The organism is Acinetobacter sp. AOR43_HL, from assembly GCF_027854635.1.
Classification (GTDB): domain Bacteria; phylum Pseudomonadota; class Gammaproteobacteria; order Pseudomonadales; family Moraxellaceae; genus Acinetobacter; species Acinetobacter pittii.
In genome coordinates, this window is record NZ_JAKTHX010000002.1 from 111,770 (window position 1) to 132,026 (window position 20,257).

Below are 20,257 nucleotides of genomic sequence, written 5' to 3' on the forward strand. Positions count from 1 at the left end.
GTGGGGGAAGTGAACAATTTCTTTTCCCCACTGTAATACAAGCAGCGAGGCTGCGAGTGAGGTCATGTGGATTTTGATTTTAATTTAATTCTTGTTCCAGTTACGCTGATTCTATTTGCAGTGTGGTTGTTAGATAAACTTGTATTAAAACAGCGTGCAAATAAAGGACGCGGGAACGAAAATTTTGTCATTACATGGGCCTATGACTTTTGGCCAGTTTTAGCTGTAGTACTTGTGCTTCGTTCATTTCTTTATGAGCCATTTAATATTCCATCGGACTCTATGGTACCAACTTTAGAAACTGGTGATTTTATTCTGGTGAATAAATTTGATTATGGTGTACGTTTGCCTATTGTTAATAAAAAAATTATTGATGTAGGTGAACCGAAGCGTGGTGATGTAATTGTATTCCGTTATCCACCTCAACCGACTATTAGTTATATTAAACGTGTAATCGGTTTACCTGGTGATCATATTGTTTATGACCATGGGCAATTAATTATTAACGGGCAAAAAGTACCGAAAGTATTAACACAGTTCAGTCGTGAAAAAGATGTGATGGATACGCCAACGTCTATTTATCATAAAGAGACGATTGGTGAGCATACCTTTACGATGCGTGAGCTTGAAGGCGTAAATGTGGCGCGCCAAGCACCGTTTATCAACTATGTTGAAAATGGTAAATATGCGAACCAAGACGGTTTATATTGGGAAGTGACTGTACCAAAAGGACATTACTTTGCAATGGGGGATAACCGCGATCAAAGTGCAGACAGTCGTTTCTGGGGGTTCGTTCCTGAAGAAAACTTAACAGGACGAGCATTCTACGTGTGGATGCATAAAGAACCGGGTTTACACCTTCCTAACTTTAGCCGAAATGGAAAAATAGATTAAAAACAACCATTAGGAAAAAAAGAAATGCGTAAGGCACAACAGGGTACTTCGTATTTAGCAATTTTATTTGGGGTGGTTATATTTGCAGTTGCAGTAAAAGCTGTACTTGCAGTTTGGCCAGCATATTGGGATGATCGGCTGATTAATAATCAGATAGAAGAGCTTTTACAAGAAAGCTCTTCTGAGATCACACCACAAAAGTTTGTAGCACAAATGGATCAGCGACTCGAAATGAACAATATTCGTGATCTCCATTTTAAAGAGATCGCTCAAGTGTTTAATCAGTCAGGTCTAACGGTCAAAAAGAAATATGAAGTAAGAAAACCTTTCTTATTCAATATTGATTTAGTTTTAACATTTGAGAAGAGTTTTGATAAAACATCAGTTCAAACTAAGTGATCCTCGCTTACTGAGTCGAATCGGATATCAATTTAAGCAGCTTGAATTGTTACAGTTAGCTTTGACTCATCGTTCGGTGAGTCACAAATACAATTACGAGCGCTTAGAGTTTCTCGGTGATTCATTATTAGGCATGATAATCGCCAATTATCTATATCATGCTTATCCAAATGAAAATGAAGGTCGTCTCACGCGTATGCGTGCGACCTTAGTTCGCCAAGAAGCGTTAGGTAAGATTGCAACCGATTTGCAACTTAGTCGGTGTTTAATATTAAGTACAGGCGAGTTGAAATCTGGTGGTCATCATCGTGAGTCAATATTAGCAGATACGGTAGAAGCGATTATTGGTGCAATTTATCTTGATAGTGGTGATCTCAACTTACTTAAAGATATTGTGCTAAAATGGTACATACCCTATTTAGACCATATAGAACCTACGGATCAACTCAAAGATCCGAAATCACGTTTACAAGAGTATCTACAAGCACGTAAAAAACCTCTCCCTGTTTACGAGGTTGTAGATATTCAGGGTGATGCACCTCATCAGCACTTTAAAGTGGAATGTGTGGTAGATGGTTTACCGAAGATTTATGGTGAGGGTTCAAGTCGTCGTTTTGCCGAGCAGGCAGCAGCGGCGGAAATTTTAAAGTTATTGGAGCAATAACCTGCATGTCGATGCATTCTGATCAAATCAATCCAGATTCAAATGAAAACCAAGATCCTAATAATCTGATTGATCAATTTTTTAGTTCCAAAGGTGTAACAATCCCTTCGGATTTTAAGAGCGGATTTGTGGCGATTGTGGGACGTCCAAATGTGGGTAAATCTACCCTCATGAACCATTTATTGGGTCAAAAGCTCTCTATTACTTCGCGTAAACCTCAAACAACACGTCATAAAATTATTGGTATTGATTCGCGCGAAAAGATGCAGGCGGTATATGTAGATACCCCAGGTATGCATAAAAAAGAAGTGCGTGCTATTAATAAAATGATGAACCGTGCTGCTCATTCTGCATTACGTGACGTTAACTTAGTTTTATTCGTTATCGATGCTTATAAGTGGACTCAAAACGACGATTTAGTGCTTGAAAAACTCAAGAACGCTGAAATGCCGGTTATTTTGGTCATTAATAAGGCGGACACTTTTGAAGATAAAAGGGAGATTCTTCCTCTCATTCAAGAACGTGCCAAACTTATGAATTTTGCTGAGATTGTTCCTGTTTCTGCTTTGCGTGGTGCAAACTTAGAACACTTGAGTGAAACGATTGAGAAATACCTTCCTTATCAACCACCATTGTATTCATTTGATCAGATTACTGACCGCTCTGAACGCTTCTTGGCAAGTGAAATTATTCGCGAAAAAATCATGCGTCAGTTGGGTGAAGAGCTTCCTTATGATTTAACAGTACAAATTGAATCTTTCAAAACAGAAGAAGCAACTGTTAATGAAAAAACTGGTCGTTTAAAACCAGCTTGTACCTATATCGATGCAACGATTTTTGTAGATCGCGCTGGTCAAAAAGCCATTGTGATTGGTGAAAAAGGTGCCAAGCTTAAAACGATTGGTATGGATGCTCGTAAAGACATGGAAAAAATGTTTGAGCAAAAAATTATGCTCACACTTTGGGTGAAAGTGAAGGGTGGCTGGTCTGATGATGAGCGTGCTCTCAAAAGCTTAGGATACAGTGATATCTAAAGGATAAGGATGCTGGTATGAAAACAATTACATCATTAATCGCTATAGTTGGATGTACATTGATGTTACAAGGTTGTGTATATAAGCTTGTAACCGTACCAGTAGGTATCGCCTATAAAACTACTAAAGGTGTAGTTAAAGGTACAGCAGCTGTTGTAGGTGCTGTTATTCCTGACGGCGATGATGAGGATGATAAAAAAGAAAAAGAATCTGAGGAATAGATTCTTTTTATGATGCGCAATGAAGTCCTCCATGGATATATGATTCATCACCGTAAGTACCGTGAAAAAAGTCATATTGTGCATCTTTTTACTCAGGAATATGGGCGAGTCGATGGTATCTTAAGGCAGACTCCGCCCCCTCAATATCAGCCTATTCGGCTACAAGCGACAGGTAAAAGTGAACTCAAAAATTTTACTAAGCTGGAAATATTAAATCAGCCTGTTTTCTTTTTTGGTGATGCTTTTTTTGCTGGTTTTTATCTAAATGAAATTGTTCTTAGACTTTGCCCATTAGAAGAGGCAATGGCACAAACTTTTGAGCAATATCAATTAACTTTGCTTCAATTACAGCAATTATCTTCCCACGAAAATCCTGATCTTTTTCTGAGACAGATTTTGCGCCAGTTCGAACATGTTTTGCTTCCTGAGCTGGGTTACGCGATTGATTTCTCAATTGATACTCAACAACAGCTAATACAGGCTCACCAGTTTTATCAATTTCAGGTGACTGAAGGTTTTGCGCCCGTTGTTCAGGCAAGTCGTTCTTCATTGTCAGGTAAAGCAATTTTATCTATGTTGGATTATGAACAAGGCCAGGATTTTTCTCACGAACAATTGCAATTATTAGGTAAACTATACCGTCAAATGATTACATCGCTTTTAGGAGATCGTCCCCTAAAAAGTCGACAATTGTGGATTCAAAATACTCAAACTCAATCGTAATTAGGATTTATTTATGGCTGCATTGCTTGGTGTAAACATAGACCATGTTGCTACTTTGAGACAGGCGCGCGGTACTACTTATCCAGACCCTGTAGAAGCTGCTCTTATTTGTGAAGAAGCGGGTGCAGAGGGGATTACTTTGCATTTGCGTGAAGATCGTCGTCATATTCAAGATGATGACGTACGCCGCATGCGTCCATTATTAAAAACCCGTATGAACCTAGAGTTGGCTGTTACTGATGAAATGGTCGAGTTTGCGAAAGAAATTCAGCCGCAGCACGTGTGTTTTGTGCCAGAAAGACGCCAAGAAGTAACAACTGAAGGTGGTTTGGATGTAGTGGGTAACTTTGAAAAAGTTAAAGCAGCAACTCAAACTTTAGCGGCTATTGGTTGTGACGTATCATTATTTATTGATGCTGATTTAGCTCAAATTGATGCAGCAGTTGCGTGTGGCGCACCTACGATTGAGTTGCACACGGGTGCATATGCGGATGCGGAAACGGAGCAAGATCAACAAGCCGAGTTAGAGCGCATTATCAAAGGGGTTGAATATGCAGATTCAAAAGGTTTGGTTGTAAATGCAGGTCATGGCCTTAACCTTAAAAATATTGCGCCAATTGCAGCTATTCCACAAATTCATGAATTAAACATTGGTCATTCAATTATTGCTGAAAGTGTTTTTGTAGGTCTGGTTCAAGCTGTTAAAGATATGAAAACAGCGATTCAGGCAGCAGGATAGTTGGTTATGTCGAGTATCAATTACGATGAATTAATGCAACCTGTGGTGGCCTTTTTAGGATGTCAAACACCAACTGCATGGTTGGATGAGGCAATCAATAATTTAGATATCTTGATGCAAGATCATGCTAATTGTGAAAAGAAAGCTGCTAGTACAGCAATGAACTTAATGTTCCGCTATAGCTTCTTTCCTGACTTACAAGTAAAACTTGCTCAACTTGTACGAGAAGAAATGCTTCACTATGAACAAGTACTTGAGCTTATGGCTAAGCGCGGTCAAGAGTGGACTGGTTTAAGTGCTGGGCGTTATGCAGGTGGTTTACGTAAAGAGATTCGTACATATGAGCCTGAAGCTTTAATTGATGTGCTGGTGATTGGTGCATTCGTAGAGGCTCGTTCATGTGAGCGTTTTTATGCACTTGCACCGCGTGTAGATGATGAGTTAGGACGTTATTATCGATACTTGCTTAAGTCAGAGTCTCGTCATTTTGAAGACTATCTAGCTCTTGCGCTTGATGTGGCAACCACTGCAAAAATGAAAGATCCTAAAGAGGATATTCAACAGCGAATTGATCATATCCGTGAAGTTGAAAAGAATCTGATTTTAACACCAGATGATACTTTCCGTTTTCATAGTGGTATTCCTGCTTAGTCTTGGATGTCTCAAATAAAAAAGTTTACCTTTCACGGTAAACTTTTTTATTTGGTGAGTATTATCTCTTTGGTGGTAAGCATGTTCTGCTTTTAGTTTTTTAATACATATAATTATTTAATAAATATATTTTTTATAGATTTTAATTTCTCTTAAAATTTTTAAAAAAACTTTTATTTTTTTAGGTTAATAATAAATATTGTGTAAATATAAAGGTTGATATGTTCATCATGAGTTCAACTGAAATAGTTGATCATTTCTAAGGATATAAGAATGTTAGCATTAGTTACAGGTGCATCGGCAGGTTTTGGTTATAGCATTTCAAAAAAGCTGATTGAGTTAGGATATAACGTTATTGGTTGCGGAAGACGAGCAGAAAAACTAGAAGAACTAAAACAAGAACTTGGTGAAAAATTCTACCCATTAGTATTTGACATGACGGATACGGCAGAAAATATAAATAAGGCATTGGTTGATTTACCAACTGAATTTCAAATCAATCAAATTGATTTATTGGTGAATAATGCTGGATTGGCATTAGGATTGGAACCCGCAGATAAAGCAGAATTAGATGATTGGTACACGATGATTGATACCAATGTTAAGGGGCTTGTTACGATTACCCGATTAATTTTGCCAAGTATGGTAAAGAAAAAATCAGGTTTGATTATTAATATGGGGTCTATCGCAGGCACATATCCATACCCAGGGGGCAATGTGTATGGGGCAACCAAAGCATTTGTGGAGCAATTTAGTCTAAATCTTCGTGCTGATTTGGCTGGTACTGGTGTGCGCGTAACTAACATTGAACCAGGGTTGTGTGGAGGTACTGAATTTTCTCTTGTGCGTTTTAAAGGTGATGAGGATAAAGTAAACAGTCTATATGATAAAAAGAATCCACTTTTGCCTGAAGATATTGCAAATACAGTAGCTTGGATTGCTTCACAACCTCCACACATTAATATTAATCGTATTGAAATGATGCCGACCACTCAATCTTTTAATCCTTTAAAAGTGGTTGAAGTGGAATAATAATTTAAGAAGAAAATATATTCTTTCGAGTTAGGTTAGAGCGTTAAACCTAATAAAGACTCTAAGAAAAAATTAAATCCTCTATCTGCTGATAGAGGATTTTTTATAGTTATTGATAAATTTATGGCAAAAAAAAGCCCGCTTTAATGCTGCGGGCTTTTTAGTATTTGGCTCTCCCACCTGGGCTCGAACCAGGGACCTGCGGATTAACAGTCCGTCGCTCTACCGACTGAGCTATGGGAGAATCTGCATGCGATTATAAGGAGATTTTGAGAAGGGTCAAGTCTAAATTGTCATGTTTACTTCATTTTTGTGTCGTATGCTTTTTATTTGATCAGTTGAGTGATGAGTTAAGAAATTACTTGCACTTTAAAAAATCAATTGCTAGATTCAAAAAAGAACAAGCGTTTGGAGAAATCCAAACAGTGTGGATTTAAACCAACTTGCCAGCACTAAAATGGCTAAATCGGAGATAAGTATGAAAACGCTTACGATAGCTTCTATTTTTTCTAATTTTGATTTCTATCAACACAATTATCTCAATATCTTAAATCAATCAGAATCTTATTACACACTTGTAGAAGATGCATGGATTAATGCTTATCCTTTCAAAAAGCAGGATTTATATTTAGGCGATTTATTGCAGCTTTGGTTTAGCGCTAAATGGAATGTGCATAATTCACTTAAGATTTTAAAAAGCTCAAAACCATTAAACTCTTCTGAATCTTTATATATTTTTCAATTAGAAGGGGAGTTATTGTTGGGTAAAAATAAAGTTTTAGCTTGGTCTGTAGAGCATCAAGAAATTATAGAACTCCAACTTAAAAATATTTGGGCGCCGTATGTGATTGCACAAACTTGTGAACGTCCAGATAATTCAGATGACTTAATAAAAAAGGCAGCGTTTTAAGGCTGCCTTTAATGATTATGGACGAATAATCATGCAGGTTGCTGTTGCATAGGCATACAGTTTACCTTCCTCATCAATAATCTTTCCTTCAGAAATACCTAAATTTTTACTTAAATTAATAACTTTGCCTGTTGCAATTAAAGCCTGATTTTGGGGAATAGGGCGGCACATTTTTACGTTAAGGTCGATTGTGCCGTAACCTACACCCGCAGGTAACATCGTATGTACTGCACAGCCAGTCACTGAATCTAGGACGGTGGCTGCAAAACCACCATGTACGCCACCGAGTGGATTTAAATGGTTATGATCTGCTTGGGATTTAAAGGTAACAGATCCTTCTGAAATTTCAGTAGGTTGCATAGGTATTGTTTTACTAATGCTGGCAGGTGGAATATGGCCTTCTATCATTGCTTGTAAAAATTCAAGGCCAGTCATTTCCATCGGATTTTTCATTTTTTGGGTCCTTTAATTCTTTAAGTTCCAAAATAGAACTTGATATTAGCCTATTATTAAGTCATCGATAAGTCAATTCTATAGTTAAAGATTGAACTGATAAGTTGAATTTTAAAATTTTGTTCATTTAATATAAAATTCCTTTATTATAAAAATTGAATTAAATGAGTTGCATAATGAATTAGATAGATAAGAAAGACTTCTTTTACACTATAAGAAATAACAGGAGCATAAGGACAATGCTTTTTAAAATTGCACTCATAATGGCGGCTTTTGCAGCAAATTCTGTATTGTGTCGTTTGGCTTTGGTTGGCCGACATATTGACCCAATGACTTTTAGTCTAATACGAGTGGGAAGTGGTGCGGTTGTTTTATTTGGACTGTTTTTATATTCAAAATCGTCTCAAACCAAAGTCCAATGGAGTTTAAAAAACGCATTTTTTCTAGCGGTTTATATTTTGGCATTTTCATATGCTTATCTTCAGATCGACGCTGGTATTGGTGCTCTGTTATTGTTTGGGGTTGTACAGCTGACTATGGTGCTTTATGGCTATTGGCAGGGTGAACAGATTGGCATATACCGTGGTATAGGCTTATGTATTGCTTTGGCTGGAATCATTGTTTTGTTATTACCCGATACTCATGCGCCTGATTGGGGATATGCTCTAATTATGGTGATATCTGGGTTGGCATGGGCAGGATACAGCATTGCTGGTCGTAATATGACACAACCGATTGGTAGTACGTTGGCAAATTTTACGCTAGCTGTGCCAATGGTTTTGTTGGCGAATGTATTACTTGCCCAAGATCGCTACATTGACATGCAAGGATGGGTCTTAGCGATTTTGTCGGGCGGTGTCACTTCAAGCGGGGCTTATGTACTCTGGTATGCAATTTTGAAGCATATTGATCGGGTGACAGCGAGTACAGTACAGCTAAGTGTGCCATGTTTGGCGATTATAGGTGGAAGCCTATTTGTAAATGAGACTGTGACAGGGCGAGTGATTTTATCGAGTTTTATGGTTTTATTTGGAATTTTATTAGTCATTTATATAAGACCTCAAAAAGCCAAAAATGCATAAGTGAATGAAAAAAAGGGTTCTCTCAAGAGAACCCCTTTTATGCAAAATGCAGATTATTTCGCAGCTTTTTCAGCTTCAATTGAAGCAATAGCAGCGTCTACACCTTCAATTGAATCAGCAGCTTTTTTGATACGTGCTAACGCATCAACAAGTACTTCATCAGCTGTTGCATATGAAATACGCATAAAACCGCCTAAACCAAATGCGTCACCAGGAACAACTGCTACGCCAGTTTCTTCCAATAACCATTCAGAGAACTCTGTGCAAGATTTTAAGCCTTTTGCACGAATAAGAGGGCGAATGTTTGCATAGGCATAGAAAGCGCCATCAGCAGGTAAGCAAGAGATACCTTTAATATCATTTAAGCCATTTACAACTAAGTCATGACGGCGTTTAAACGCTTCAATCATAGGTTGTAAAACGTCTTGTGGACCATTCAATGCAGCTTCAGCAGCAACTTGCGAAATAGAAGTTGGGTTAGAAGTTGACTGTGATTGGATCTTTTTCATTGCACCAATGATTTTTGCTGGACCGGCTGCATAGCCAATACGCCAACCTGTCATTGCGTATGCTTTAGAAACACCGTTTAAAACGATTGTGCGATCATATAAATCAGGAGCAACAGTTGCGATGTTGTAGAACTCATCTTCCCAACGAATCGGTTCATACATATCGTCAGATGCAACAAATACTTGTGGATGACGACGTAATACTTCAGCTAAAGCTTCTAATTCAGCTTTGCTATAAATCATACCTGTTGGGTTAGATGGGCTGTTTAATACAACTAAACGAGTGTTAGGTGTAATCGCAGCCTCTAATTGTTCAGGAGTGATTTTGAAGCGTTGGTCTTCGCCACATTTCACAATGACTGGAGTCCCTTCAGCAATAATGACCATATCTGGATAGCTTACCCAGAAAGGTGCTGGAATGATCACTTCATCGCCTTTGTTTAATAGAGCAAGTGCTAAGTTAAAGAAGCTTTGCTTACCACCACAAGAAACCAAAATCTGGTTCGCTTGATAATCAAGATTATTATCACGCTTAAACTTAGCAATAATTGCTTTTTTTAACCCAGGAGTACCATCTACAGCCGTATATTTGGTGAAACCATTATTAATCGCTTCAATTGCAGCATCTTTGATGTGTTGAGGGGTATCAAAATCTGGCTCGCCAGCACCTAAACCAATCACGTTCTTGCCAGCAGCTTTAAGCTCAGCAGCTTTATTCGTTACAGCAAGTGTAGGGGACGGTTTGATAGCATTGACACGATCAGAAAGACGTACGTCCACGGCAATATTCCTCTTATGGGATTAAAAATAAAAAGCATCCTATCTTATCGCAAAAATTAAGCAATTTGCGGAAGTGATTCCTCTCAGATGTAAAAAAGTTTAGTTTGGTAATAAACTTAAGCAAGATTTATACAATTAAAGCTTTTTTGAAAAGAAATGAGAAAAATCATTTATAATAAGTCGCAATCGAAATTTCGAGAATGAATCATGACTGAGCAACAGCCAAAACAGAAAAAGGCTTTGGTGAAATTGCCATTCCCAATGCCGAATGAAAGCAATCAAGCCGACGATGCGGTACACAACCAAGTGCGTCCAAAGCCAGAGCAATACGCAGATAGAACGTGGATGCCGCCACGTGGTACTCGTCGTTCCATGGGAAAACGCTAATTTTGAAAAACAGGCAATATGCCTGTTTTTTTATTGATTAAATAAAATTTCCTGATAATAAGATTTTTTCCTTTGGTACATGTGATGGTCTGCTCGCTTTAACATGTCCTCAATTTGTTCATTGACTTGAGTCGTTGCATGTCCAATTGCGATGCTAATTGGATGGCTTGAATAATATTGATTGTCGATATTAAAAAGTTCCTGAATGGTTTGAAGCATAATGAGAACATTCGTCTCATCTGCCCCCGGCATTAAGATCACGAATTCATCACCACCGATTCTGGATGCAGTATATGCTGTATTTGAAATAGCCTGACTTAAAATATTTCCAACACGGCGTAATAAACCATCTCCAATATCATGCCCAAACTGGTCATTTGTTTCTTTTAAACCGTTCATATCTAAAAAAATTGAAGAAACTGGTCGAATAATACTTCGATTTAAACGATTAAGTTCCTCTGTAAAAAAAGCACGGTTATATAGTTTAGTAAGAACATCATGTTGCCCTAAATATTCAAGATAGTTTTCCGCTTTTTTCCGTGCAGTAATATCTGTCAGTGCAACTTGTACTAATCCCCAAGTCTCTTCATATCCCGGAAAAACGGTAAATTGAAGCAAAACATTTCTTATTTGGCCATCTAAAGCGTAGTTAACGGCTTCACGTTTATGATGGATATTGCCTTGCCATAACTCGATGAGTTGTTCTCGAAAGGTTTCAACCATTTCTTCAGCAAAAATCTTGTGTGTATTTCTTAAAAGTGTCGACTTATCAGGAGCTTTAAATAAATCTATCGTGGCCTGATTAACATCTAAAATTAAAATATCTTCTACACATTGGCGGACAAACTCAGGATGAACATCTAGAAAAGTTCTGAAGTCTTCAATTCCCAATAGCCTAAGTTGATCAATTCTATTTTTTATACGGCTGAAATCCTCGACCCAAAGCGAAGTAGGCGAGTAGATAAACATAGATTCAGCTAAGCGACGATTTTTTTCTTCCTGTCGAAGTGCATTTTGATAGGGGGTAATATCTTCGGTAGTAAGTAGTACCCGCTCAAAATTAGATTCAGAACCAGGTAAAATAGACCCTCTTAACTGAACATCAATACGTTTGCCTGATAAGGTGTAATTCACAGTAGTGCTTGAAAAATGGGTTTTACCATTCCATAACGCTTCAAGCTCATAAATATGTGATTCGAACATTTCCTTTTTAAAAATAAGATTCAAATTTGAATATAGTTCTTCGCGTGTTGTTGCTTCAAAAAGTTCCAAGGTTTTTTGGTTAACACGAATAATTTTAATTTTATGAGCGCATTCGATAACTAAGTGTTTATTTTGATTTAAAAATTCATGAAGGTTTTCAATTCCTTGCTTTCTCCATAAATCAAATTGTTGTTTAACTTCACTGAAATCCTCAATCCACATCGGAATTGGGCTAAGGTCAAAAATCGAAGAATCTAAAGTTTCCATATGTTTCTTTAAGTATTCAGTTTGCCTTAAAGTATAATGAGAAAAATTAAGATTTGGGAGGATAAATAGTTTAAATATATTAGAATAATTAAAAATAAAAGGATTAAATGTAATTAAAAATAAAATAATGAGAAAGCAGAGATTATCTGCTTAACTCATAAATTTATAAGAAAACTTAACGATTAATAGGGTGATCAATGTTTTTTTCACCACGCCATAACTTAATAAAATCTTGCTCATCAAAATCGTAAAGTTCCATCAGTGCAACAACAGCACTCACAAAAATCATGGCACCTTCAGAGTTTCCATGAAGATTGAAAATTTTACCGTTTAACTTCCCTAAAATATCACTAAGCTCATGATCACGGCCTCGTCCATAACGATCTCGTGGATACAACTCTTCATTTAAAACAATAAGAGCTATGGCTTTTTCAGCATCTGATAAATCAGTTTTATCTAAAGCTTCTTCAAATGATTCACTGCCATGATTAAAGTAAAAAATAACTTCATCATTAATGAAACTTTGTACCATCTTTTGAGTTAAAGTCGGAAATTGAGATACTGCATTATCTTCTACATAGGGTTTAAAAGATTCCGGAAAGATAACGTTGTGATAAATACCTTTAAAAAGAGGAGCGATTTCAGAAACTTTATAGCCTGCGATGCCACAACCTAATGCAGTAATGAAATATTTCATTTTAGGATGATTTTTTGTGTATATCTTAAAGTCTTCAACATAATGCTGAATTTGTGAAAGTGGCATTTGTTGAATGTGTTCATTTAAAGTTGGAATTGCAAAGCTTTGACCAGCCCAGCCACGACCTACACCTTCAACTGCTCCGAAGTGCTGACTTGCAACGCGCGCTGCACCACTACCGTGTTGTCCAGCAAGATTACTTCCAAATACAAAAACTGTATCTTCGGGAAGTTCAGTTACAATACTTTCATCATGATATTGATAAGTCATGGTTATACTTTTTGTTTAATGGATAGCTTCATGTTGCAACCGATTAGGGTATTGGTCAAGTGTTAAGATGCTTAATCTTTTACATTGAATTTCCAGCTCAATTTAGACTTTAAATTAAGATAAAAATCCCCATTAAAAGGGGAGACGTTAAATTCAATTTTTCATAAAGAGAGATAACTTTGAACGAAAATCAACCTTTTGATTTGGTCACTCATTATCAGCCAGCAGGTGATCAGCCACAGGCCATTGAAAAGCTGGTAAATGGTATCGAGCATGGTTTTCGTAATCAGTTATTGCTGGGTGTAACTGGCTCGGGTAAAACCTATACCATGGCGAATGTGATCGCTCAAACACAGCGACCTACAATTGTGATGGCTCATAACAAAACTTTGGCTGCCCAGCTTTATGGAGAGTTTAAAGCGTTCTTCCCTAATAATGCAGTTGAGTATTTCGTAAGTTACTATGATTACTATCAACCCGAGGCTTACGTTCCATCCTCAGATACTTTTATTGAAAAAGATGCTGCCATTAACGATCACATTGACCAGATGCGACTATCAGCAACACGTGCTTTATTAGAGCGTCGTGATGCAATTATTGTGGCCTCGGTTTCTGCAATTTATGGTTTGGGTGACCCAAATGCTTATATGCAAATGTTACTGCATGTGGTTGAGGGCGACCGTGTAAGTCGTGATGAAATTATCCGCCGTTTGGTTGAAATGCAATATACGCGTAATGAACTTGAGTTCTTACGTGGTACATATCGAATTCGCGGCGAAATTATTGATATTTTCCCTGCCGAATCTGATCAACATGCGATTCGTATTGAACTATTTGATGACGAGGTCGATTCGATCCGTTGGTTTGACCCGTTAACGGGTAAAATGGTCCGTAAAGTTCCACGTGTTACGATTTATCCAAAAAGCCACTATGTAACGCCGAAAGATCATCTAACTCGTGCTATTGATACAATTAAAGATGAGTTACAAGATCAACTTAAATTCTTCCGTGAACATGACAAATTGCTGGAAGCCCAGCGTATTGAGCAGCGTACCCGTTATGATTTAGAAATGATGCAACAGTTGGGCTATACCAATGGTATCGAAAACTATTCACGTCATTTATCGGGCCGTCCAGCTGGTGAAGCGCCTCCAACTTTATTTGATTATGTACCAGAAGATGCATTACTGATTATTGATGAGTCACACGTTACAGTTCCGCAAATTGGAGCGATGTATAAAGGTGACCGATCACGTAAAGAAAATTTAGTGAATTACGGGTTCCGTTTACCAAGCGCACTTGATAATCGACCAATGAAATTTGAAGAGTGGGAGCGCATTGTACCGACGACTATTTTTGTCAGTGCAACACCTGCTAAATATGAGCTAGAAAAGTCTGACCAAGTGGTTGAACAGGTGGTACGTCCAACAGGACTAATCGATCCTGAAATTGAAGTTCGTCCTGTATTAACTCAAGTTGATGATGTTCTTTCTGAGATCAATATTCGTAAGAACCTAAATGAACGTGTGTTAGTGACCACTTTAACAAAGCGTATGGCGGAAGATCTGACTTCTTATTTAAAAGAATATGGGGTTAAAGTCGCTTATTTACACTCGGATATTGATACGGTTGAACGTGTCAAAATTATTCATGAACTACGTACAGGTGTATTTGATGTTTTAGTCGGCATTAACCTGCTACGTGAAGGTCTGGATATGCCAGAAGTCTCTTTGGTTGCTATTTTAGATGCAGATAAAGAAGGCTTTTTACGTTCAGAACGCTCACTCATTCAGACGATTGGTCGTGCTGCGCGTAATGTGAAAGGTAAAGCAATTTTATATGCTGACCGAATTACCGATTCTATGCAAAAAGCAATAGATGAGACTGATCGCCGTAGAGCCAAACAAATTGAATTTAATGAGCTGCATGGTATTACACCACGTAGTGCTGTGCGTCAGGTTGTCAAAGAAATTGACTCGGGTGAGGTACTTTCAGACGACGAGATTGATGAAAAAGTACTTGAACAAGCACAAGCATTGAGTGCCGATGAAAGACATATTCTTTCAGATCCTAAACTGTTTAGTAAGCATATTACTAAGCTTGAAAAAGATATGTTAAAGGCTTCGAAAGATTTGCAGTTCGAGCAAGCAGCGCGGATACGTGATGAAATCATTCGATTAAAAGCGCAAATGTTGCAATAAACGAATACATAACGCTACATAATGTGTTTAAAAAACAAGCTACTGTAGATGTTTGAGTTCTTTTGTATTCACAACTAATCGTTGAGGGCAACAATGGCATTTCGAAATAATGTTCCGCAAGCCAGTTGGCGTTTGGCTAAAATTGCGTTGGGCGGTGTTGTTTTGGCTGGTTTAGCTGTTGGAACGTATGTCTATGCTCAGCCGAAACCTTTGCAAACCGTTTATAAAGTTGAACTGGACCGATATTTAGGTGTCTGGTATGAGGTCGCTCGTAAGCCTGCTTTTTTTCAAAAAAAATGTGCTTATAACGTATCTGCAACTTACACTTTAAATGAAAATGGAAATGTGGTTGTAGATAATCGCTGTTATGACAATAGAAAACAATTACAGCAATCTATTGGTGAAGCCTTTGTCGTAAATCCGCCATACAACACGAAATTGAAGGTGAGTTTTTTACCAGAAGCTGTGAGATGGATTCCAGTCATTCGTGGAGATTACTGGATTTTAAAAATAGATGAAGACTATCAAACTGTTTTAGTAGGAGAACCTTCTCGTAAATATCTTTGGGTTTTATCAAGAACACCTCATCCTGAACAAGAAGTGGTTGATGAATATCTAAATTATGCAAAAACATTAGGTTTTGATATTCGCGATATTATTCATACAGAACATAAAGAATAGCTGTAGATGTCTGATTAATAAAAAACCATGTTTTTACATGGTTTTTTCTTTTTTATAGTGGATAAATCAAGTATTGTGGTGAGCTGTTTTTACTAAAGTATAAGAGGGTGATGATGTTTAAGGGCGTGAGCTTGTCTGTCATGGCATCTATCACTTTTGGTGTACTTTATTTTTATACTCAATTGTTAAGTCAGCTTGATAGTGAACAGACTTTTGGATGGCGGATTATTGCAACACTACCAGTTCTCACTTTGTTTATGTGGTGGAGCGGTGATTTAGGGTATATAAAAAATATCTACCAGCGTATTTTGGCAAAGCCGTCTTTATTATTGTTGTTAATCACAACCTCCATTTTAACTTCAGTACAACTTTGGCTGTTTTTATGGGGGCCAATGCATGGTCGAGGCCTACAAGTATCTTTAGGGTATTTTCTATTGCCGCTTGTTCTTGTCTTGGCTGGAAGTGTGCTGTATGGCGAAAAAATATCTAAATTTCAATGGGTCGCAATTATTCTTGCAGTCATTGGAGTCGGCCATGAGATCTGGCGTTTAGGAAGTATTGCTTGGGAAACTGCACTGGTTGCAGTTGGCTATTCTGCCTACTTTTTATTACGTAAGACCATTAAAACAGACAATTTAGGCGGCTTTTGGTGGGATTTAGTCATTATTCTGCCGATTGCAATTTATTTGACCCATACGGGTTTACTCCCTTATAGCAAATTTATAGACCAACCGAGTCTTGCTTTGGTCATTGTTGGGCTTGGAATTTTAAGTGCTATTGGTTTAGGAAGTTATATTCTGGCAAGTCGCTTTTTACCATTAGTCGTGTTTGGACTTTTAGGATATTTGGAACCTGTATTACTTGCTCTCGCTTCTTTAGTTTTAGGGGAGAGTATTGGCCAAGAAGAATGGTTCACTTATATTCCGATTTGGTGCGCAGTATTTGTGTTAGTTTTAGAAGGTGCAGTTCACCTTTATCAGCAACGTCAAAAAGCCAAAAATTTGCAGCTCAACATCGCAAAATATCAAAAAAGATTAAAAAATGATGAGTTTGATTAGAGGAGCAGAATCTAAAAAGTAAGAAAAAGCAAAAATTTAGCTGCTTTAAACAATAAAATAATAAAAAATAATTATAGGTATTTTATGAATTTATGATGAATTTTAGGAAAATCTAATCACTAACGTCAGCTTTTGATTCATTCTTGCCAATAATTCCATTACAATTACGGGGTTTAAAAAATCACGCCTAGATATAATTAATTAGAGGACGTATCTGTGAGCAAAGACACTATCATCGCCCTGCATGCTGAACACCAAGGCCGTTGGAAAAACCGTGAAGAAATCGCGGAACGTATGATTGCATTAATCGGTCAATTATACCGTGAAAAAAATATTGTCGTATCTGTTTACGGTCGCTCTTTAATTAACCGTTCTGTTATCCAAATTTTGAAAACTCACCGTCGTACACGTGTTGTAGACGTTGAGCTTTCTGTTGTAAATACTTTCCCAATTTTAGAAGCTTTAGCAAAAGTTGAAAATATTGGTTCTGCAGAAGTTGATATCGGTAAACTTGCTGTTGAATACAAAGAAAAAGGCGGTGATGTTGATGCTTTTGTTGCTCAATCAGTTGAGTCAATCAAAGGTAGCGCAACTTCTGAACAACCTAAAGATGTAGTTCTTTACGGTTTTGGTCGTATTGGTCGTATCTTGGCTCGTTTAATCATTAGCCAATCAGGTTTAGGTCGTGGTTTAAGCCTTAAAGCAATCGTTGTACGTAAGTCTTCTGACGGTGACTTAGCAAAACGTGCTTCTTTACTTCGTCGTGACTCTATTCACGGTACTTTCGCTGGTACAATTTCTGTTGATGAAGAAAACGAAGCAATCATTGCTAACGGTAACTTCATTAAAGTGATTTATGCGTCTAGCCCAAGTGAAGTTGACTATACTGAATACGGTATTGAAAACGCACTTTTAATCGACAACACTGGTAAATGGCGTGATGCTGAAGGTCTAAGCCAACACTTGAAATGCCCAGGCGTTGCACGTGTTGTATTGACTGCACCAAGTAAAGGCGAAATGAAAAACGTTGTATTTGGTGTAAACAACACAGATATCTTAGATGAAGACAAAATCATCTCTGCTGCAAGTTGTACAACAAATGCAATTACTCCAATTCTTAAAGTATTGGATGACAAATATAAAGTTCTTAACGGTCATGTTGAAACTGTTCACTCATTTACAAATGACCAGAACTTAATCGATAACTACCATAAAGCAGATCGTCGTGGCCGTGCTGCTACTTTGAACATGGTAATTACAGAGACTGGTGCAGCTAAAGCAGTTGCTAAAGCATTACCTGCATTGAAAGGTAAATTAACTGGTAACTCTGTACGTGTTCCTACACCAAACGTATCTCTTGCAATCTTGAACTTAACGCTTGATAAAGAAGTTGATCGTGAAGAAGTGAACGAATACATTCGTCAAATTTCGATTAACTCCAACCTTCAAGGTCAAATTGGTTATACCAACTCGACTGAAGTTGTATCGAGTGACTTTATCGGTTCTCGTACAGCAGGTGTATACGATGCTCAAGCAACGATTACTTCTGGTAACCGTTTAACTGCTTACGTTTGGTACGATAACGAAGTTGGTTATAGCTGTCAGGTATTACGTATCGCTGAACAAATGTGTGGCGTAAGCTACAAAAAAATCCCAGCAGAATTGAATGCTTAAGATCATTTAACGATCTATAAAATATTTTCACAAAAAGACCCAGTTTAGACTGGGTTTTTTTACAACCGTACAAAATATATGCTGACTATTTTTTGTAAATAAATGAGAATACAAATTAAGGAAAAAAAGAAAATAGTAAGGGATAGGAATTGTCGCAGTTTAAACGTTTGTTGGTCGTTTTTGTATTCATCATTATTGCCAATTTATGTGGTGTACTCATTGCAATATGGGTATTTAAGCACTTTAATATTTATATTCCACTGAAAAATCAGGCAGTTGCTATTGATTTGCAAGAGCCTCTACAGGTTAAGGTTAAAGTACAAGATGCTTTAAATGTGGATGTAAAGGGGCGCGTAAATGCCAGTATTCCAATTGATGAGAAACTGAATATTCCTTTAACACAAACATTAACTCCGCGTGTTTACTTCGATAATATGGTGCCGATTAGCACAACCATCCCGGTCAAAGAGACATTAAAAGTTGAGCAAAATCTACCAATTGATACCAAGGTTCAGGTGCGAGTTTTAGGACGTGATATTACCTTGCCATTGAAAGGGACAATTCCACTAAAACTTGATGTACCAATTGATATTAATGTCCCGCTTGAGCAAAAGGTTCATTTAAAATTTGATGCCCCAGTACGCACGGTATTAAAAGAAAATCTACATATTCCTTTAAAAGCAAGGTTAGACACGAATATCCCAATTGAGGGTAATTTAAATGTACCTGTTAAAACTGCATTAAATGCTTCAGTTGATGTGAAAAATACTTTGCCTGTTAAGATTGCAAATGGTGAGTTAAAGATTCCTCTATCCAGTATGCGATTAAATCGGGTATTAGGTTCAGAAACGTCGCAGACGACAGCTGATCAATAGGGTGGATGGTAATGTTTCGTTCACTCAAGAGTATGCTCATCAGTTTCATTTTAATGATGATACTTGCCGCTGTTATGTTTTGGGTATATCTCAATATTCAGGCAAATGTAGTGGTTTCGGCTCATAACGCAGATATTAGTTTACCTGACTCTTTAGAAACAAAGATTCAAGTTGGCAATACTTTGCAAGTTCAATCTATTGGTAAACTTGATACAACATTGGATATAGACCGCCAACTGACTCTACCGCTGAAAGGGAAATATTTAGCAGATATCAGTTTTGCTATAGAAACACCAGTTACAGTAAATGTTGATTACACAACGACTCTAAAAATTGATCAGGTTATGCCTCTTGAAACAACGACAGACTTAATTTATCAAAATAAGTTTTTGCCTAAATTTCCACTTAAACTTGATATTCCCATAAAGTTAGATGTGCCTTTTCAGTTAAAGCGTAGTTATACCATTCCGATTAAAATTGTTTTTGATGGTCCTGTTTATTTTGAATTCGATGAGCCAGTAAATTTATCGGTTAAACATCAGTTTAAACCAAGTCTACAAGTGAATGATCCTATGGAAATGGGGAATGTCTCTTCATTTAATGCCATTATGTATAATTCGGTTCCAAAAACAAAAGCAAATCTTGATATGCAAATGACCTTACCTCTACGGAATGTTCATCCTTAAAAATTAAATAGTCATCCTGCATTTTATTTTCAATATCGGCTGTATTTGTAGGTCTAAAATGCTTCTGATGACTTAAATATAAAAACAGATCGTTATAAATAGGAATTGTCCCATTTTATATTCGAGAATTTTATGAAAATATGGCAGAATAGGCGGTTTTAGAGTTT

22 protein-coding genes, 1 tRNA gene and 1 pseudogene are annotated in these 20,257 nt (G+C 37.3%); 19 read left to right on the forward strand and 5 right to left on the reverse strand.

Annotated elements, in window-relative coordinates:
• Positions 1-66 precede the first annotated feature (66 nt).
• The 9 genes from lepB to MKL33_RS00595 all read left to right on the forward strand — a co-directional run bounded on the left by lepB (position 67) and on the right by MKL33_RS00595 (position 6,357).
• Positions 67-894 (forward strand): signal peptidase I, encoded by an 828-nt coding sequence (lepB, locus tag MKL33_RS00555; RefSeq protein ID WP_005067825.1) that lies wholly within the window; start codon positions 67-69, stop codon positions 892-894.
• Positions 895-918: 24 nt separating this feature from the next.
• A complete protein-coding gene (locus MKL33_RS00560; RefSeq protein WP_017386241.1) occupies positions 919-1,293 on the forward strand; it encodes a DUF4845 domain-containing protein in 375 nt (124 codons plus the stop codon).
• Positions 1,265-1,957 (forward strand): ribonuclease III, encoded by a 693-nt coding sequence (rnc, locus tag MKL33_RS00565; protein WP_005067830.1) that lies wholly within the window; start codon positions 1,265-1,267, stop codon positions 1,955-1,957. Before MKL33_RS00560 ends, rnc begins: the two co-directional genes overlap by 29 nt.
• Positions 1,958-1,968: 11 nt before the next feature.
• A complete protein-coding gene (gene era / locus MKL33_RS00570) occupies positions 1,969-2,991 on the forward strand; it encodes a GTPase Era (RefSeq protein WP_079381034.1) in 1,023 nt (340 codons plus the stop codon).
• Between the two features lie 17 nt (positions 2,992-3,008).
• Complete coding sequence (locus MKL33_RS00575) at positions 3,009-3,212, forward strand: NF038104 family lipoprotein (protein WP_005067833.1); 204 nt, start codon at positions 3,009-3,011, stop codon at positions 3,210-3,212.
• Positions 3,213-3,221: 9 nt separating this feature from the next.
• Positions 3,222-3,935 carry a DNA repair protein RecO gene (gene recO, locus MKL33_RS00580; protein ID WP_270906280.1) on the forward strand — a complete coding sequence of 238 codons (714 nt, stop codon included), beginning with the start codon at positions 3,222-3,224 and terminating at the stop codon, positions 3,933-3,935.
• Positions 3,936-3,948: 13 nt separating this feature from the next.
• Positions 3,949-4,674, forward strand: coding sequence for a pyridoxine 5'-phosphate synthase (pdxJ, locus tag MKL33_RS00585; RefSeq protein ID WP_069123844.1), 726 nt, complete (start codon positions 3,949-3,951; stop codon positions 4,672-4,674).
• A 6-nt stretch (positions 4,675-4,680) separates the two neighbouring features.
• Positions 4,681-5,325, forward strand: coding sequence for a tRNA-(ms[2]io[6]A)-hydroxylase (locus tag MKL33_RS00590; protein ID WP_270906281.1), 645 nt, complete (start codon positions 4,681-4,683; stop codon positions 5,323-5,325).
• A gap of 273 nt (positions 5,326-5,598) precedes the next feature.
• Complete coding sequence (locus tag MKL33_RS00595; protein ID WP_017386245.1) at positions 5,599-6,357, forward strand: SDR family oxidoreductase; 759 nt, start codon at positions 5,599-5,601, stop codon at positions 6,355-6,357.
• Positions 6,358-6,525: 168 nt separating this feature from the next.
• On the opposite strand, the gene MKL33_RS00600 is transcribed toward MKL33_RS00595, so the two are convergent.
• Positions 6,526-6,601 (reverse strand) — tRNA-Asn (locus MKL33_RS00600).
• 46 nt (positions 6,602-6,647) lie between these two features.
• On the opposite strand from MKL33_RS00600, the gene MKL33_RS00605 reads away from it, so the two are divergent.
• Complete coding sequence (locus tag MKL33_RS00605) at positions 6,648-6,794, forward strand: hypothetical protein (protein WP_079381033.1); 147 nt, start codon at positions 6,648-6,650, stop codon at positions 6,792-6,794.
• A gap of 41 nt (positions 6,795-6,835) precedes the next feature.
• Positions 6,836-7,267: a hypothetical protein gene (locus tag MKL33_RS00610; RefSeq protein ID WP_270906363.1), complete on the forward strand. Its 432-nt coding sequence runs from the start codon at positions 6,836-6,838 to the stop codon at positions 7,265-7,267.
• Between the two features lie 15 nt (positions 7,268-7,282).
• Here MKL33_RS00610 and MKL33_RS00615 read toward each other — a convergent pair whose 3' ends face one another.
• Positions 7,283-7,720 carry a PaaI family thioesterase gene (locus MKL33_RS00615; RefSeq protein WP_270906282.1) on the reverse strand — a complete coding sequence of 146 codons (438 nt, stop codon included), beginning with the start codon at positions 7,718-7,720 and terminating at the stop codon, positions 7,283-7,285.
• 239 nt (positions 7,721-7,959) lie between these two features.
• Between MKL33_RS00615 and MKL33_RS00620 the strand changes: the two genes are divergently transcribed.
• Positions 7,960-8,802 (forward strand): DMT family transporter, encoded by an 843-nt coding sequence (locus tag MKL33_RS00620; protein WP_002118781.1) that lies wholly within the window; start codon positions 7,960-7,962, stop codon positions 8,800-8,802.
• A gap of 53 nt (positions 8,803-8,855) precedes the next feature.
• On the opposite strand, the gene MKL33_RS00625 is transcribed toward MKL33_RS00620, so the two are convergent.
• Positions 8,856-10,091, reverse strand: a complete 1,236-nt coding sequence (locus tag MKL33_RS00625) for a pyridoxal phosphate-dependent aminotransferase (RefSeq protein ID WP_002118408.1) — start codon at positions 10,089-10,091, stop codon at positions 8,856-8,858.
• A gap of 207 nt (positions 10,092-10,298) precedes the next feature.
• On the opposite strand from MKL33_RS00625, the gene MKL33_RS00630 reads away from it, so the two are divergent.
• Positions 10,299-10,478 carry a hypothetical protein gene (locus tag MKL33_RS00630; protein ID WP_002118942.1) on the forward strand — a complete coding sequence of 60 codons (180 nt, stop codon included), beginning with the start codon at positions 10,299-10,301 and terminating at the stop codon, positions 10,476-10,478.
• A gap of 33 nt (positions 10,479-10,511) precedes the next feature.
• Here MKL33_RS00630 and MKL33_RS00635 read toward each other — a convergent pair.
• Both MKL33_RS00635 and MKL33_RS00640 read right to left on the reverse strand, forming a co-directional pair.
• Positions 10,512-11,948: pseudogene (locus MKL33_RS00635) on the reverse strand (diguanylate cyclase domain-containing protein); the annotation flags it as partial.
• Between the two features lie 175 nt (positions 11,949-12,123).
• A complete protein-coding gene (locus tag MKL33_RS00640) occupies positions 12,124-12,915 on the reverse strand; it encodes an A1S_2505 family phage non-structural protein (RefSeq protein WP_002118650.1) in 792 nt (263 codons plus the stop codon).
• Between the two features lie 179 nt (positions 12,916-13,094).
• Here MKL33_RS00640 and uvrB point away from each other — a divergent pair, with 179 nt between their 5' ends.
• The 6 genes from uvrB (at position 13,095) to MKL33_RS00670 (ending at position 20,090) form a co-directional block, all read left to right on the forward strand.
• Positions 13,095-15,116 (forward strand): excinuclease ABC subunit UvrB, encoded by a 2,022-nt coding sequence (gene uvrB / locus MKL33_RS00645; RefSeq protein ID WP_270906283.1) that lies wholly within the window; start codon positions 13,095-13,097, stop codon positions 15,114-15,116.
• A 93-nt stretch (positions 15,117-15,209) separates the two neighbouring features.
• Entirely contained in the window at positions 15,210-15,797 is a 588-nt protein-coding gene (locus MKL33_RS00650) for a lipocalin family protein (protein WP_005038917.1), read from the forward strand.
• Positions 15,798-15,907: 110 nt separating this feature from the next.
• Entirely contained in the window at positions 15,908-16,855 is a 948-nt protein-coding gene (gene rarD, locus MKL33_RS00655) for an EamA family transporter RarD (RefSeq protein ID WP_080027583.1), read from the forward strand.
• 216 nt (positions 16,856-17,071) lie between these two features.
• Positions 17,072-18,529, forward strand: a complete 1,458-nt coding sequence (locus tag MKL33_RS00660; protein WP_002118702.1) for a glyceraldehyde-3-phosphate dehydrogenase — start codon at positions 17,072-17,074, stop codon at positions 18,527-18,529.
• A 149-nt stretch (positions 18,530-18,678) separates the two neighbouring features.
• Positions 18,679-19,404, forward strand: coding sequence for an MFS transporter (locus tag MKL33_RS00665; protein ID WP_270906284.1), 726 nt, complete (start codon positions 18,679-18,681; stop codon positions 19,402-19,404).
• An 11-nt stretch (positions 19,405-19,415) separates the two neighbouring features.
• On the forward strand, positions 19,416-20,090 hold the full coding sequence (locus tag MKL33_RS00670; protein WP_004643643.1) for a hypothetical protein: 675 nt from the start codon (positions 19,416-19,418) through the stop codon (positions 20,088-20,090).
• The last annotated feature ends 167 nt before the right edge of the window (positions 20,091-20,257 follow it).

Coding starts and splice junctions, on each gene's coding strand:
- MKL33_RS00610 (WP_270906363.1), top strand. CDS start 6,836: ATGAAAACGCTTACGATAGCTTCTATTTTTTCTAATTTTGATTTCTAT.
- MKL33_RS00630 (WP_002118942.1), top strand. CDS start 10,299: ATGACTGAGCAACAGCCAAAACAGAAAAAGGCTTTGGTGAAATTGCCA.
- MKL33_RS00590 (WP_270906281.1), top strand. CDS start 4,681: ATGTCGAGTATCAATTACGATGAATTAATGCAACCTGTGGTGGCCTTT.
- MKL33_RS00615 (WP_270906282.1), bottom strand. CDS start 7,720: ATGAAAAATCCGATGGAAATGACTGGCCTTGAATTTTTACAAGCAATG.
- MKL33_RS00640 (WP_002118650.1), bottom strand. CDS start 12,915: ATGACTTATCAATATCATGATGAAAGTATTGTAACTGAACTTCCCGAA.
- rarD (WP_080027583.1), top strand. CDS start 15,908: ATGATGTTTAAGGGCGTGAGCTTGTCTGTCATGGCATCTATCACTTTT.
- MKL33_RS00650 (WP_005038917.1), top strand. CDS start 15,210: ATGGCATTTCGAAATAATGTTCCGCAAGCCAGTTGGCGTTTGGCTAAA.
- MKL33_RS00595 (WP_017386245.1), top strand. CDS start 5,599: ATGTTAGCATTAGTTACAGGTGCATCGGCAGGTTTTGGTTATAGCATT.
- recO (WP_270906280.1), top strand. CDS start 3,222: ATGATGCGCAATGAAGTCCTCCATGGATATATGATTCATCACCGTAAG.
- MKL33_RS00575 (WP_005067833.1), top strand. CDS start 3,009: ATGAAAACAATTACATCATTAATCGCTATAGTTGGATGTACATTGATG.
- era (WP_079381034.1), top strand. CDS start 1,969: ATGCATTCTGATCAAATCAATCCAGATTCAAATGAAAACCAAGATCCT.
- MKL33_RS00560 (WP_017386241.1), top strand. CDS start 919: ATGCGTAAGGCACAACAGGGTACTTCGTATTTAGCAATTTTATTTGGG.
- MKL33_RS00670 (WP_004643643.1), top strand. CDS start 19,416: ATGTTTCGTTCACTCAAGAGTATGCTCATCAGTTTCATTTTAATGATG.
- MKL33_RS00620 (WP_002118781.1), top strand. CDS start 7,960: ATGCTTTTTAAAATTGCACTCATAATGGCGGCTTTTGCAGCAAATTCT.
- pdxJ (WP_069123844.1), top strand. CDS start 3,949: ATGGCTGCATTGCTTGGTGTAAACATAGACCATGTTGCTACTTTGAGA.